Below are 13,790 nucleotides of genomic sequence, written 5' to 3' on the forward strand. Positions count from 1 at the left end.
CCGGGTTTGGAGACAATGCGCGCAGTGCGCCGATTCTATCGGCGAGCCCCGCCCCCGATGACCGCCAAGCCCAGCGCCAACACCGCCTCCGCCCCCGCTCCCAGCCGCAGCAGCGACGGGCGCAGCACCGGCTTCGGCTCGACGCTGCTGGACACGCTGATCCCCAACGACACGCTGGTGGCGAAGGCGCCGGCCTCGCCGTTCGACGTCTGTCACGCCGGCGTGGTGCTGCGCACGGTGCTGTTCACCGCCGGCGTGCTGGGCGTGGGCGCCTTGTTCGTGGCGGCGGATTTCCCGTCCTGGCTGACCCGTTTCGCCTCGGGCTCGGCGGTGGCCGTGCCGGGTGCGCTGCTGTGGCTCAGTGCGGCGTGCCTGCTCAAGCGGCCGCTGGGTGCGCTGTCGCCAGCCGTGCGCTGGGTGGCGGCGGTCGGGCTCGGCGCGCTGGCAGCCGCCGTGCCGGCGCTGCTGGTGCTGCCGCTGGGCTTCGACCTGCTGGGCAGCCATCCGGTGATGGCGCCCATGCTCGCCGGCGCCGGCATTGCCGGTGTCGTCTACGCCTGGCTGCAGCTGCGCGCGCGGGCGCTGCTGCCGGCCGACACGACGGCACGGCTGGCGGAACTGCAGTCGCGCATTCGCCCGCATTTCCTGTTCAACACGCTGAACACGGCGCTCGCGCTGGTGCGGGTCGATCCGGCGCGGGCCGAGGGCGTGCTGGAAGACCTGGCGGAACTGTTCCGCGTGGCGCTCACCGACATCGGCGAATCGGTCACGCTGGCCGAGGAGGTGGAGCTGGCACGCCGCTACCTCGCCATCGAGCAGGTGCGTTTCGGCCAGCGCCTGAAGATCAGCTGGGAGCTCGACGAAGCCGCCGGCACGGCGCGCGTGCCGCCGCTGATCCTGCAGCCGCTGGTGGAGAACGCGGTGCGCCACGGCGTCGAGCCCTCGGCCGAAGGCGGCACGCTGCGCATCCGCACGCGGGCGAAGTTGGGCCGCGCGATGGTGACGATCGCCAACACGGTGCCCGCCGAGCCCTCGCGGCCGGGCAGCGGCATGGCGCTGAAGAACGTGCGCGAGCGGCTGCACCTGATGCACGACATGACCGCGCAGTTCGAGACGCGCCGTGCCGAAGGCGTATTTCGAGTGGAACTGGTGGTGCCCCTGTGACCGGCCCGCTGAAAGTCCTGCTGGTCGACGACGAGGAGCTCGCCCGTCTGCGGCTGCGCTCGCTGGTGGCCGATTGCATCGAGGTGCCGTCCGTCGTTGTCGGCGAGGCCGCCAATGCAGCGCAGGCGGTGGACTTCCTGATGGCGCGCGAATGCGACCTGCTGCTGCTGGACATCCACATGCCCGGGCTGGACGGCATGCAGTTCGCCGCCCGGCTGCGCAGCCAGCCGAAGGCGCCGGCGGTGGTGTTCGTCACCGCGCATGCCGAGCATGCGCTGCAGGCCTTCGAGCTGGAGGCCGTCGACTACCTCACCAAGCCGGTCAAGCGTGACCGGCTGCAGGCGGCACTGCAGCGTGTCGCGCAGCGCCTCGCGCTGCAGGGCGAGCGGGCCAGCGAGCCGGTACCCGAGGACGAAGGCATGCTCGTCGTCAGCGACCGCGGGCGCGTGCTGCGCGTGCCGGTGGCCGAGGTGCTCTACCTCAAGGCCGAGCTCAAGTACGTGACGCTGCGCACGGCGCAGCACACCTTCGTGCTCGACGATTCGCTGGCCGAGCTGGAGACGCGCCTGGGCGAACGCTTCCTGCGTGTGCACCGCAATGCGCTGGTGGCGCGCCCGGCGGTGCGTGCCCTCGAGCGCCGCACGCTCGCGGGCGAGGGCGACGACGAGGGCGGCGAGGCCTGGGCGGTGCGCGTGGCGCCGGTCGACGAATGGCTCGCGGTGTCGCGCCGCCAGTTGGCGGCCGTGCGCGAGGCGCTGGTGGCGGTCGGCCGCTGACGGGGCACCGCGAGCATGCGCATCAACCGCATCTGGTTCGACCGCCCCGGCGTGCGCTGGGGGCGAGCGATCGTCATCGCTGCCGTGGCCACCATCGGCGTGGCACTGTGGATCGCCGATGAACGCGGCCTGTGGGACGAAGCGCCGACCATCGCGGCCGACACGGTGGGGGCATCGGCTCCCGCCGCCAGCGCGGCGTCGTCGAGGCCGTTGTCGACGGTCGCAGTGGTCGCCTCTTCGCAAACCCTGCTTCGATCACCTGCCGAAGCATCCGCCACGGCCACCGAGCTGCGTGTGTGCGGCCTGGGCAGCGTGCCGATCGGCGCCGACGGCCCGGACCTGGCGGCTCGACGGCTGCGTGCCGAGCGCACGCGGCCGGTGATGGCGCGTTGGCTCGAGGCGCTTCAGGCCAGTGCCGAGCCGCGCGGCAAGGCCGCAGCGCTAGTGCTCACGCCGGTACTGGCCGCACCTCCGTCGGCCATGCCTCGCGCGGCCTGCGGTGCCGACGCCGATTGCGCGCCGTCGCCGTCGGTGACCGGGGTGCTGGCCTGGGCGGCGCAGCGCGAGCGGCTCGCCGAACTGGCCGCGGCCAGCCGCGACCCCGGCGTGCTGGGCATGGCGATGCAGGCCTGCGCCACAGGCTCGCCGCCCGCCGAAGGCAGTGCCTGCCAGCGCCTCGCAGCGGAAGACTGGATCGCCGCCGACCCGGCGCACGCCGAACCCTGGTTCCGCATGGCCGAGCAGGAGCAGGAGCAGACCGAGGCCGAGCTGGCCGACGAAGCCTTCCGGCGCGCGCTGGCTCTGCCGTTCGGCCGCCTGGCCGAGCAGTCGCTGCTCGGCGCGGCGCTGGCGACCCAGCCTGCCGACGCCGGCGTTCAGGAGAAGCTGCAGATGGGCGAGGCGCTGGCCACGCTGCGCAGTGGCTGGCGCGAACCCGGTGGCTCGGCGGTGTCGGCCCACTGCACGTCAGCGCAGCTCAAGCTGCCCGGCCGCCGCGAGCTGTGCCAGCAGCTGGCGGAACACCTGGTACTGCGCGGTGCGACGCTGCAGGACGTGGCCAGCGGCCGCGCCGTTGGCCGCCGCCTGGGCTGGTACCCGGAGCGCATGGCCGCGGCGGGCAAGGACCTCGAAGCCGCCGCGCGCCTGGCCACCGGCTTCAGCGGCGCCGAGGCGCACGACTGCCCGGCGGCGCAGCGCCAGATCGACTACTACGCGGCGCTGGCCGCGCAGGGCGAGCTGGCGGCGGTGCGGCGGTTCGCAGCCACCCTGCCCAAGCCCTGATCAACCGGTATTGCGCAGGCCGGCTGCCACGCCGTTGATCGAGATGTGGATGCCGCGCTTCACGCGGTCCATGCCCGGGTCGCCGTCGCGGCCGTTGCGGTAGCGGCGCATCAGCTCGACCTGCAGGTGGTTCAGCGGGTCGAGGTAGGGGAAGCGGTGCTCGATCGAGCGCGCCAGCGTCGGGTTCGACTCGAGCCGGCGCTTCTCGCCGGTGATCAGCGTCAGAGCGTCGTGTGTGCGCTGCCACTCGGCCTGCACCAGCCCGAAGATGCGCTTGCCCAGCTTGCGGTCTTCCACCAGCTCGACGTAGCGTGCCGCGATACCCAGGTCGCTCTTGGCCAGCACCATGTCGAGATTGGACATCAGCGTGCGGAAGAACGGCCACTGCCTGTGCATCTTCTGCAGCAGCGCCAGGCGTTCCTTGCGCTGCTTCGCCTCCTTGCCCAGGAACTGCTCGATCGCCGAGCCGAAGCCGCACCAGCCCGGCAGCGCGACGCGGCACTGGCCCCAGCTGAAGCCCCAGGGGATGGCGCGCAGGTCCTCGATCGCTCGCGTGGCCTTGCGCGAGGCCGGGCGCGAGCCGATGTTGAGCTCGGCGATCTCGCGGATCGGCGTGGCGCTGAAGAAGTAGTCGGTGAATCCCGGCGTCTCGTAGACCAGCTTGCGGTACGCGGCGTAGCTCGCGTCGCTGATCGCGTCGGCGGCGTCGAGAAAGGCCTTGGGCGCGCCCATCTTCGGCTGCTTCGCCGGGTGCAGCAGCGTGGCCTCCAGCGTGGCGGCCACCAGGGTCTCGAGGTTGCGCCGGCCGATCTCGGGGTGGGCGTACTTCGAGGCGATCACCTCGCCCTGCTCGGTCAGGCGGATCTGGCCGTTCACGGTGCCGGGCGGCTGCGCCAGGATGGCCTGGTAGCTCGGGCCGCCGCCGCGGCCCACCGTGCCGCCGCGGCCGTGGAACAGGCGCAGCGTCAGGCCGTGGTCGCGGCGCAGGCCGTCGAACAGCTCGACCAACGCGATCTCGGCGCGGTACAGCTCCCAGTTGCTGGTGAAGGTGCCGCCGTCCTTGTTGCTGTCGCTGTAGCCGAGCATGATGTCCTGCTCGGCGCCGGAGGCCTTCATCATCGCTGCCACGCCGGGCAGCGCGTAGAACTCGCGCATGATCGGCGCGGCATTGCGCAGGTCGCCGATGGTCTCGAACAGCGGCACGACGATCAGGTCGGTCACCGCATGCTCGTGCAGCTCGCCGCGCATCAGCCCGGTCTCCTTGAGCAGCAGCAGCACCTCGAGCAGATCGCTCACCGCCTCGGTGTGCGAAATGATGTAGTGGCGCAGCGATTCGCGGCCGAAACGCTGCAGCATGCGCCCGGCGGTCTCGAAGATCGCCAGCTCGCCCACGCTGTGTTCGCTGTACTGCGCAGCGCGCACGCGCAGCGGCCGCGCGTCGTCGAGCAGTCGCTGCAGCAGCGTGCGCTTGTCGGCCTCGGACAGCGCGCTGTAGTCGGCCTCGATGCGAGCCGCCTTCAGCAGCTCGGCGACCACCGCCTCGTGCTTGTCGGAGCTCTGCCGCAGGTCCACCGTGGCGAGGTGGAAGCCGAACACCTGCACCGCGCGCATCAGCGGGCGCAGCCGCGGGCCGACCAGCGCGCCGGCGTGGTGCGAGTGCAGCGAGGCCTCGATGACGCGCAGGTCGGCGAGGAACTCCTCGGCGTTCAGGTACGGGCTCTCCGGCGCCACCGCGTGGCGCAGCGCTTCGGTGCCCGTGAGGTCGTGCAGCGTGGCGGCCAGCCGCGCGTACATGCCGATGAGCGCGCGGCGGTAGGGCTCGTCCTGGCGATGCTCGTTGTGGTCGGGCGAGCGCTCGGCCAGCGCCTGCATCTGCGCCGTCACCGGCGCCAGCATGGCCGACATCGACAGCTCGCTGCCCAGCGAGTGCACCTCGGTCAGGTAGAAGCGCAGCACCGTCTCGCTCTGCCGGCGCAGCGCCATCTGCAGCGTGGCCTCGGTGACGAAGGGGTTGCCGTCGCGGTCACCGCCGATCCAGTTGCCCATGCGGAAGAAGCTGGCGATCTCGTGGCCGGGCAGCGCCTCCTCGATCTCGCGGTACATGCGCGGGATCTGCCGCAGGAAGGTCGCGTGGTAGTAGGACAGCGCGTTCTCGATCTCGTCGGACACGGTGAGCTTGGCGGTGCGCAGCATGCGCGTCTGCCAGAGCTGCGTGACGCGGGCACGGATCAAGGCGACGTTTTCGTCGCGGTCGCGCTCGGTGCGCAGCTCGTCGCGCTCGCCGATCAGCTCGGCGATGGCGCGTTCGGCGTCGAGGATGCTCTTGCGCTGCACTTCGGTGGGGTGCGCCGTCAGCACCGGGCTGATGTAGGCGTGCTTGAGAGTGCGTGCGATCTCGGTGGCGCGGATGTCGGCCTCGGCCAGGCGCTCGAAGGTCATCGCCAGCGAGCCTTCCTGCAGGTGGCCCTGGCCCTCGTGGTGCATGCGCCGGCGCACGTGATGCCGGTCTTCGGCGATGTTGGCCAGGTGCGAGAAGTAGCTGAAGGCGCGGATCACGCTGACGGTCTGGTCGCCCGACAGGTTCTTCAGCAGCCGGTCGAGGGCGCGGCCGGCCTGCGCGTCGCTCTTCAGCCGGTAGCCCACCGACAGCTTGCGCACCCGCTCGATGAGTTCGAAAGCGTCCTTGCCTTCCTGCTCGCGGATCACGTCGCCGAGGATGCGGCCGAGCAGCCGGATGTCCTCCACCAGCGGGCGGTTCTTCTCGGCGGCGTCGCTCGCGCTGCGGCGGGGGGCGGTGGGCATGGGTTTCCTCTGCGGCTGTAACTCGGTTACGTCGCCGGCATCCTAGCAGCGGGATCCCGCGAAAGCGCCTCGATGGCGGCGCTCGCGGTTACCAACCGGTTTCGAGATGACGGGCCGGCTGCAGGAGGAGCAAGGAGCGCGCCTGCTAGCATCCAGACCATGGCTGAATCCATCGTCATCGCCACCCGTGAAAGCCGCTTGGCCCTGTGGCAGGCCGAACATGTGCGCGACCTGCTCACGCAGCGTTTCGGGGCACGGGTCGATCTGCTGGGCATGACCACCCGCGGCGACCAGATCCTCGACCGCACGCTGTCCAAGGTCGGCGGCAAGGGCCTGTTCGTCAAGGAACTCGAGACGGCGCTCGAGGAAGGGCGTGCGCACCTCGCGGTGCACTCGCTGAAGGACGTGCCCATGGACCTGCCCGAGGGCTTCGCGCTGGCCGCGGTGCTCGACCGCGAGGATCCGCGCGACGCCTTCGTCTCGCCGCGCTACGAACGTCTTTCCGATCTGCCGCAAGGTGCCAAGGTCGGGACCTCGTCGCTGCGCCGCTGGGTACAACTCGGTGCACTGCGCCCCGACCGGTGGTCGGAGCCGCTGCGCGGCAACCTCGACACGCGGCTGCGCAAGCTCGACGAAGGCCAGTACGACGCCATCGTGCTGGCCGCTGCCGGACTGAAGCGCCTGGGCCTGGGCGAGCGCATCCGCAGCGTTTTCGAACCCGGCGACATGCTGCCCTGCGCAGGGCAGGGCGCGCTGGGCATCGAGGTGCGCGCCGACAACCGGTCGCTGCTCGACCAGCTGGGTACCATGACGCACCGCCCCACCTGGCTGGCGGTGCAGGCCGAACGTGCGGTGTCGCGCGCGCTCGGCGGCAGCTGCAGCATGCCGCTGGCCGTGCACGGCAGCTGGCGCGGCGACAAGCTCTGGCTGCGTGCCGTGCTCGGCCATCCGACGCAGCCGCTGGCCGCGCTGCTGCGCACCGAAGTCGAAGAGGCAGTGCAGACCGACGCCCAGGCCCGCGCGCTGGGCGAGCGCGCCGCGCAGGCGCTGCGCTCGCACGGCGCGGCGGGTTACCTCGCCGAATCCTGATCGACCGGGCATGAAGCTGCTCGTCACCCGTCCCGCCGCGCAGGCGGTCGAGTGGGTGGGCTGGCTTCGTGAACGTGGCGTCGAGGCGCAGCCACTGCCGCTGATCGGCATCTTCGCGCCGCCGGACGAAGCCCCGGTGCACGAAGCCTGGGCCGCATTGGCCACACGCCGCCTCGTCGTCTTCGTCAGCCCGAACGCCGCCGAACAGTTCTTCGCGCTGCGGCCCGCGGGCAGCGCCTGGCCGGACGGGACGCTGGCCGGATCACCCGGACCGGGCACCAGCCGGGTGCTGCAGGCCTTGGGCGTGCCGGCCAGTTGCATCGTGGAGCCGGCGGCCGACGCGGCACAGTTCGACTCCGAGTCCCTCTGGCGGGAACTGGCACCTCGCGACTGGCATGGGACCCGCGTGTTGATCGTGCGCGGCGAGAGCGGCCGCGACTGGCTGGCCGACACCTTGCGCGAGCACGGTGCGGCCATCGACTTCGTCACCGCCTACCAGCGCGGTGCGCCCTCGCTGGACGAGGCCGAACGAGCCCTGCTGCGCGAGGCCGTGGCGCACCCGCAGACGCAGGCCTGGCTGTTCAGCAGCTCCGAGTCCATCGCGCACCTCGAGGCGCTGGCCCCGCACGCGGACTGGCAGGCTGCGCAGGCGCTGGCCACGCATCCGCGTATCGCGCAGCGGGCGCGCGAGGCCGGCTTCGGCCAGGTGCACGAATGCCGCCCATCCGTCGACGCCGTGGTGGCCTGCCTACAATCGATCGAGAATCCACCGGCCCCCACGACGTGAGCGACGTTGCCCCCACCCCCGAACCGCGCGACGAGATCCCGCCGCCGGTTGCTGCCGCGCCCGCCGCGGCGGCCGTGGCGCCGCCGGCGACCCGCTGGTGGGCCGCCATCGCGGCGCTGCTGCTGGTGCTCGGCGTGCTGGCCCTGGCGCTGGCCTGGAAGACCGACCAGCGTGTCGCGAGCCTCGAGCAGGAGCTCGTCAAGCGCCAGCAGGACAGCGCCCGCCAGGCTGTCGAGGCGCAGATGCTGGCCAAGCAGGCCCACGAGGGCATGGGCGCCGCAGCGGCCAAGGTGGCGCTGCTCGAGGCGCGCGTCGCCGAGGTGGCGCTGCAGCGCACGCAGCTCGAGGACCTGATCCAGTCGCTCTCGCGTTCGCGCGACGAAAACCTGCTCGTCGACATCGAAGCGGCCATCCGCATGGCCCAGCAGCAGGGTGCCATCACCGGCAGCACCGAGCCGCTGGTGCTGGTGCTGCGGCAAAGCGACGAACGCCTGGCGCGCTACAGCCAGCCCCGGCTGGAAGGCGTGCGACGCGCGATCGCACGCGACCTGGACCGCGTCAGGTCGATCGGCGCCACCGACGTGGCCAGCCTGACCATCAAGCTCGACGAAGCCATGCGCATGGTCGATGATCTGCCGATGCTCGCGATGGCCGAGCCGCGGCGCGAATCGCAGCGCCCCGCCGCGGCGGCCAGTGCAGCGCGTGCTGCGGCGGCTGCGTCAGCCCAGGCTTGGTCCTTGCCCGCGGCCTGGGGTGAGGCGTGGAACGGCGTGTCCTCGCGCGTGTGGGCCGAGATCCGCTCGCTGGTGCGCGTGACGCCGGTTGACCATCCCGAGGCCGCGCTGCTGGCTCCCGAGCAGGCCTTCTTCGTGCGCGAGAACCTGAAGCTTCGGCTGCTCAACGCACGGCTGGCACTGCTCAGCCGGCAGTTCGCCACCGCGCAAGCCGATCTGCTGAACGCCCAGGCCATGATCGACCGCTACTTCGATCGCAGCTCCCGCCGCGCCACCTCGGCCAGCGAGCTGATGAAGCAGGTGGCACAGCAGTCTCGCCAGATCGTGCTGCCGCGGCCGGACGACACGCTCGCTGCGCTGACGGCCGCCGCCGCTGGCCGCTGAACGAGCCCCGCACCGTCCATGCGCGCGGTCATCTGGTTCGTCCTGCTCTTCGTCGTGGCGGTGGTCGCCGCGACGACGCTGGGCACCAACGACGGGCTGGTCAGCTTCTACTGGGCCGGCCAGCGGCTGGACCTGTCGCTCAACCTGTTCCTGATCCTGCTGGCGGGTACCTGCTTCGTTCTGATCACGGTCTTCAACGCGATCAGCGCGTTGATCGGCTTGCCCCAACGGGCGCGCGAATGGCGCGTGGCGCGGCGCGACCGCACGGCGCAGGCTTCGCTGCGCGAAGCGCTGGCGCAGTACTTCGGAGGCCGCTACAGCCGGGCGCAGAAGGCGGCCTTGCGCGCGCTGGCGATCCAGGGCGACACGCCCGAGCTCGCGCAGGACAACGAATTCACCGTGCTCGGCCACTTGCTGGCCGCGGGCAGCGCACATCGCCTGCAAGACCGTGCCGGCCGCGACCGCGCCATCCAGCGCGCACTGGAACTGGCCAGCCACAGTGCCGCGGCGCGTTCGGCCGAAGAGGGCGCCCGGCTGCTGGCGGCCGAGTGGGCGCTCGACGACCGCGACGCGGCGCGTGCGCTCGAATTGCTCGGCGAGCTGCCGACCGGCGTCGCCAGGCGCACCCAGGCGTTGCGGCTGCGCCTGCAGGCCACGCGCCTGGGTCGGCAACCGCAAGAGGCCTTGAAGACGGCTCGGCTGCTGGCCAAGCACCAGGGCTTCTCCAAATCGGCGGCTCAGGGCCTGCTGCGCTCGCTGGCCTTCGAGTCCCTCGACACGGCGCGTGATGCCGACCAGCTGCGCCGCGTCTGGATGCAGCTCGATGCGCTCGACCGGCGTGATGCCTTCGTGGCCGCGCGCGCCGCCAGTCGTGCCGCCGGTTTCGGCGCGAGCGACGAGGCGCGCGGCTGGCTGCGACCCTTCTGGGATCGATTGAACGAGTTGTCGCCCGAGGAACGTTCGGCAGTCTCGCTTGCGTTGGTGGAAGCCGTATCTGGCCTCGGCGTCGACTGGCTGCCGCGCCTGGAGTCCGCGGCACGGGCCTATGCGCGCGAAGGGGCGATGGCCTTCGCGGTGGGCATGGCATTGGCCGAGCGCCAGCTTTGGGGCAAGGCCGCTCGCCTGCTCGAAGAGTCGGCCGCCGACACCGGTTTGCCCGCGCCGGCGCGCCGCCAGGCCTGGCTCAAGCTGGCACGCATTGCGGCCGAGCAGGACGATGGCGCGCGCGCAGCCCGCGCTTACGAGGCGGCAGCCACGCTGGGCTGAACCGGTCTGGAACACTGCTATACTGCGCGGCTACGCGGCTGTAGCTCAGCTGGATAGAGTACTTGGCTACGAACCAAGGGGTCGTGGGTTCGATTCCTGCCAGCCGCACCAGAACTTTCGTTCTAGATCAACGGGTCAGCTCCACAAGGGCTGGCCCGTTTTTCTTTGCCCAGCCACGAGTAGCCGCATGGGGCGCGGCGATCCGCTCCGCGGACATCGCGACAGCAAATGGACGCGAGTCCTGCCTGCGCGAGGCGTAGAGTGCGGGCACCACGCGTGTCATCCAGAAGGCCCCATGTCCGAACTGACCGTCCATGCCATCGAAACGCAACGCCTGTCCGATCTTCGCAAGCGGGCTGCGTCCCGGCTGACGGGAACAGCCGCTACCAAGGGCTCCGTGGCCAGGGCCGCCGATGCGCTGAGCGTGCTGCATGCCTTGGCATCTTCCCCCGTGACGGCAGCGGATGCGCTGACGCTGCTGCACGAGCTGCAGGTGCATCAGGTCGAGCTCGATCTTCAGGCGCAGGAACTGCGGGAATCCCGCGCCGAGCTGGAGTCGGCCTTGCGCCGACAGATCGAGCTCCACGACCACCAGCCGGCGGGCTGCTTCACCATCGATGCCCGGCTGGTCATGCACGAACTGAATCAGACCGGAGCCGACATGCTGGGTATCGGCCGCGCTGCTGCCCCTGGACTGACCTTCGACGCCTTTCTCGACCCCGAAAGCGCCCGCCAGTTCAGATCGGCAGTCTCGCGCGTCGGTGCCGGCGCACGACGACCGTCGTGCCGTCTCAGTCTGTGCCCCAAGGACGGTCCTGCGCGGCCGGTGCTGGCCAGCTTCGCCGCGGACCCCGCGGCGAGCAGGTTCCTGGTGAGCGTGACGGAAGCCGGGGACGAACAGGAGCACCGCCGCGTGGCGCCCTGAGCGCGAAGGCGGGCGCGATCAGGCGCATCGTCGGATCGCGGGCAGCGGCATGCGTTGGCCTGCAGGCGCCACTCGCCCAAGGACGGCGATCCGTGTCAGCGAGATGCCAAGATTGCGGGTTTATGCTGACGGCCTTTGCGCCGACCCACGGAAGAACCGACCATGTCCAACCGCATCCCCGCCACCCTGATCGCCGGCGACGGCATCGGCCCCGAAATCGTCGAGGCCACGCTGGCTGCGCTCGACGCGCTGGGCGCACCCTTCGACTGGGAGCCCCAGGTGGCCGGCCTGGCGGGCGTGACGTCCAGCGGCGATCCGCTGCCGAAGGCCACGCTGGACAGCATCCGCCGCACCCGTCTGGCGCTCAAAGGCCCGCTGGAAACACCCTCGGGCGGCGGCTACCGCAGCTCGAACGTGCGGCTGCGCGAGGAGTTCAAGCTGTTCGCCAACCTGCGCCCCGCGCTGACCATCGTGCCCGGCGGCCGCTTCGACAAGATCGACCTGGTGGTGGTGCGCGAGAACCTCGAAGGGCTGTACATCGGCCACGAGCACTACGTGCAGATCGACGACGACCCGCACGCCGTGGCCATGGCCACCGGCATCAACACCCGGGCCGGCTGCCGCCACATCCTCGAGTTCGCCTTCGAGCATGCCATCGCCACCGGCCGCAAGAAGGTGACGATCGTTCACAAGGCCAACATCATGAAGGCGCTCACCGGCATCTTCAAGGAGACGGCCGAGCAGATGTACGAGGCAAAGTACAAGGGCCGCTTCGAGATGGACACGGTGATCGTCGACGCCTGCGCGATGAAGCTGGTGCTCAACCCGTGGCAGTTCGACATGCTGGTCACGACCAACCTGTTCGGCGACATCCTGTCGGATTTGGTCGCCGGCCTGGTCGGCGGCCTGGGCATGGCCCCGGGCGCCAACATCGGTGCCGACGCAGCGATCTTCGAGGCCGTGCACGGCTCGGCACCCGACATCGCCGGCCAGGGAAAGGCGAACCCGATCGCCTTGATGCTCGCCGCGGCGATGATGCTCGACCACGTCAAGCGCAAGGACCTCGCCGACCGCCTGCGCCGTGCCATCGACGCCACCCTGAACATCGACATGGTGCGCACTGGCGACCTCGGCGGCAAGGCGAGCACCTCGGAGTTCACTCGTGCCCTGGTGAGCCGCATCAAGAACGGCTGAGCCAGGTTCAGATCAGGCCGAGGCTGGCCAACTGCGCACGGCCTTCGCTCTGGCCTGAGCTTGAAGCGCGGCGCGGTGGCCGCATGTGAGCTTCATGCCGTCGCGGATCGACGGCGCAAGGAAGCTACCATGTCCGCCCAAAGCTTCGCGCTGCAACGCAGCAACCTGGAAAACCTGGCCATGCTGGCCGGGCTGTTCGAGCGCGTCGAGCGCAGCGGCACCTCGGTCGATGCCCAGCAGTACCTCGTGCTGGTCGACCGCCTGAAGGATGCGCTGGGCGCCGACTTGCCGACCCAGGGGCTGAACGCCGTGCTGGCCGCCCATCCGGCCGCCGCCGAACTGTACGAGAACCAGCACTACGCCCATGCCGGGCTGTGCCGCTCGCCGCTGGAGATCGCCGTGGCAGCCGAGTCGGCCGCCCGGGAACTGCTGTCGCGGCTGGCGGGCGCTTCGCGCGCCTGAGCCTCCTGGTTCAGGAGATCGTCGACACCAGCAAGGCCTGCAGCGTGAACTGCCGGTAGTCGCCACGGTCGGCGCCGACCTGGCCGCCCATGGGCCAGGGCGGGTCGGCCTGGGCATCGACGACGATGTCGGTGTCCGTGCCGGCCTGTGCGGTGCTCTCGTACAGCTTCAAGCGCTCGCCGCGGGCGACGGCCCGCGCGCGCAGGCGTTCCAGCAGTTCCGGCGGCGGCCAGCGGTGGCGGGGTGCGGCGATGCGCAACTCCATGCCGGTGGCCGCGGCGGCGTGCAACAGCGCATCGCCGCAGGGCGTGCGTGGGTCGCCGACGAAGCACACGCTCAGGCTGTCGAGCGGCTTGCCGCCACACTGGTCCTGCATGTTCAGGAGTTCGGCGAGCACACGCGTCGGGTGACCGTGCGAACCCAGGCCGTTGAACACCGGGACGCCGGCGCTGCGGGCGACCCGCGCCACCAGTTCCGGTGCCATGGACTCGCAGTCGATGGCGTCGTAAAGCCGCCCCAGCATGCGTGCCGTGGCCTCGTCGGCGGTGTCGGGGGCGATGCGGGCGTCGCTGGGGCGAAGGTGAGACACCTGGGCGCCCAGGCCGAGTGCGGCATGGCGGAGGCTGCCGGTGCCTTCGGCCGGCGGTGAGTCGTTGAGCAGGGCCAGGTTGCAGCCCCGCAGCGGCGCGACCGCCTGCCCGCTCAGGCGGGCCTGCTTGAGGCGGCGCGCCGTCTCGAGCACGTCGAGCACGTCGGAACGCGACAGGGTGCCCACCGACCAGAGGTTGCGGTGGTGGATGCTGGGGCGAGGGTACATCTCAGGCTGGAAGCTACCCACATTGGGCGCCGGAGCCTTGATCGGCGTCAAATGTGAGCGGCGTTCGGACGCGTGATACCTCGCAGAGACAGACCGTTTACGCAGCGTT

At 71.0% G+C, this 13,790-nt stretch carries 12 protein-coding genes and 1 tRNA gene; 11 read left to right on the top strand and 2 right to left on the bottom strand.

What is annotated here, in order from left to right:
* Positions 1-57 precede the first annotated feature (57 nt).
* The 3 genes from HZ992_RS03460 to HZ992_RS03470 are packed head-to-tail and all read left to right on the top strand — an operon-like array spanning position 58 to position 3,221.
* Positions 58-1,164, top strand: coding sequence for a sensor histidine kinase (locus HZ992_RS03460; protein ID WP_209385305.1), 1,107 nt, complete (start codon positions 58-60; stop codon positions 1,162-1,164).
* A complete protein-coding gene (locus tag HZ992_RS03465; protein WP_209385306.1) occupies positions 1,161-1,940 on the top strand; it encodes a LytR/AlgR family response regulator transcription factor in 780 nt (259 codons plus the stop codon). Before HZ992_RS03460 ends, HZ992_RS03465 begins: the two co-directional genes overlap by 4 nt.
* A 15-nt stretch (positions 1,941-1,955) precedes the next feature.
* The gene (locus HZ992_RS03470) at positions 1,956-3,221 is read left to right on the top strand and encodes a hypothetical protein (RefSeq protein ID WP_209385307.1); all 1,266 of its coding nucleotides are present in this window, start codon (positions 1,956-1,958) and stop codon (positions 3,219-3,221) included.
* On the opposite strand, the gene ppc is transcribed toward HZ992_RS03470, so the two are convergent.
* Positions 3,222-6,023: a phosphoenolpyruvate carboxylase gene (gene ppc, locus HZ992_RS03475; RefSeq protein WP_209385308.1), complete on the bottom strand. Its 2,802-nt coding sequence runs from the start codon at positions 6,021-6,023 to the stop codon at positions 3,222-3,224. It lies immediately after the preceding gene.
* Positions 6,024-6,182: 159 nt separating this feature from the next.
* Between ppc and hemC the strand changes: the two genes are divergently transcribed.
* The 8 genes from hemC (at position 6,183) to HZ992_RS03515 (ending at position 12,864) form a co-directional block, all read left to right on the top strand.
* Positions 6,183-7,112: a hydroxymethylbilane synthase gene (gene hemC / locus HZ992_RS03480; protein ID WP_209385309.1), complete on the top strand. Its 930-nt coding sequence runs from the start codon at positions 6,183-6,185 to the stop codon at positions 7,110-7,112.
* 10 nt (positions 7,113-7,122) lie between these two features.
* Positions 7,123-7,899 (top strand): uroporphyrinogen-III synthase, encoded by a 777-nt coding sequence (locus HZ992_RS03485; protein ID WP_209385310.1) that lies wholly within the window; start codon positions 7,123-7,125, stop codon positions 7,897-7,899.
* Positions 7,896-9,017 carry a uroporphyrinogen-III C-methyltransferase gene (locus HZ992_RS03490; protein ID WP_245213340.1) on the top strand — a complete coding sequence of 374 codons (1,122 nt, stop codon included), beginning with the start codon at positions 7,896-7,898 and terminating at the stop codon, positions 9,015-9,017. The genes HZ992_RS03485 and HZ992_RS03490 overlap by 4 nt, the downstream gene beginning before the upstream one ends.
* Before the next feature lie 18 nt (positions 9,018-9,035).
* Positions 9,036-10,283, top strand: a complete 1,248-nt coding sequence (locus tag HZ992_RS03495) for a heme biosynthesis HemY N-terminal domain-containing protein (protein ID WP_209385312.1) — start codon at positions 9,036-9,038, stop codon at positions 10,281-10,283.
* A 34-nt stretch (positions 10,284-10,317) separates the two neighbouring features.
* Positions 10,318-10,394, top strand: a tRNA-Arg gene (locus HZ992_RS03500).
* Between the two features lie 184 nt (positions 10,395-10,578).
* Entirely contained in the window at positions 10,579-11,208 is a 630-nt protein-coding gene (locus tag HZ992_RS03505) for a PAS domain-containing protein (protein WP_209385313.1), read from the top strand.
* Between the two features lie 162 nt (positions 11,209-11,370).
* A complete protein-coding gene (locus HZ992_RS03510) occupies positions 11,371-12,402 on the top strand; it encodes an isocitrate/isopropylmalate dehydrogenase family protein (RefSeq protein ID WP_209385314.1) in 1,032 nt (343 codons plus the stop codon).
* Between the two features lie 129 nt (positions 12,403-12,531).
* Entirely contained in the window at positions 12,532-12,864 is a 333-nt protein-coding gene (locus tag HZ992_RS03515; protein ID WP_245213341.1) for a hypothetical protein, read from the top strand.
* A gap of 10 nt (positions 12,865-12,874) precedes the next feature.
* Here HZ992_RS03515 and HZ992_RS03520 read toward each other — a convergent pair whose 3' ends face one another.
* Positions 12,875-13,681 carry a Rossmann-fold NAD(P)-binding domain-containing protein gene (locus HZ992_RS03520; protein WP_209385315.1) on the bottom strand — a complete coding sequence of 269 codons (807 nt, stop codon included), beginning with the start codon at positions 13,679-13,681 and terminating at the stop codon, positions 12,875-12,877.
* Between the last annotated feature and the right edge of the window lie 109 nt (positions 13,682-13,790).

Origin of the sequence: Rhizobacter sp. AJA081-3, assembly GCF_017795745.1 — a bacterium.
Taxonomy (GTDB): Bacteria; Pseudomonadota; Gammaproteobacteria; order Burkholderiales; family Burkholderiaceae_C; genus Piscinibacter.

Coding starts and splice junctions, on each gene's coding strand:
- HZ992_RS03460 (WP_209385305.1), top strand. CDS start 58: ATGACCGCCAAGCCCAGCGCCAACACCGCCTCCGCCCCCGCTCCCAGC.
- HZ992_RS03470 (WP_209385307.1), top strand. CDS start 1,956: ATGCGCATCAACCGCATCTGGTTCGACCGCCCCGGCGTGCGCTGGGGG.
- ppc (WP_209385308.1), bottom strand. CDS start 6,023: ATGCCCACCGCCCCCCGCCGCAGCGCGAGCGACGCCGCCGAGAAGAAC.
- hemC (WP_209385309.1), top strand. CDS start 6,183: ATGGCTGAATCCATCGTCATCGCCACCCGTGAAAGCCGCTTGGCCCTG.
- HZ992_RS03485 (WP_209385310.1), top strand. CDS start 7,123: ATGAAGCTGCTCGTCACCCGTCCCGCCGCGCAGGCGGTCGAGTGGGTG.
- HZ992_RS03495 (WP_209385312.1), top strand. CDS start 9,036: ATGCGCGCGGTCATCTGGTTCGTCCTGCTCTTCGTCGTGGCGGTGGTC.
- HZ992_RS03505 (WP_209385313.1), top strand. CDS start 10,579: ATGTCCGAACTGACCGTCCATGCCATCGAAACGCAACGCCTGTCCGAT.
- HZ992_RS03510 (WP_209385314.1), top strand. CDS start 11,371: ATGTCCAACCGCATCCCCGCCACCCTGATCGCCGGCGACGGCATCGGC.
- HZ992_RS03515 (WP_245213341.1), top strand. CDS start 12,532: ATGTCCGCCCAAAGCTTCGCGCTGCAACGCAGCAACCTGGAAAACCTG.
- HZ992_RS03520 (WP_209385315.1), bottom strand. CDS start 13,681: ATGTACCCTCGCCCCAGCATCCACCACCGCAACCTCTGGTCGGTGGGC.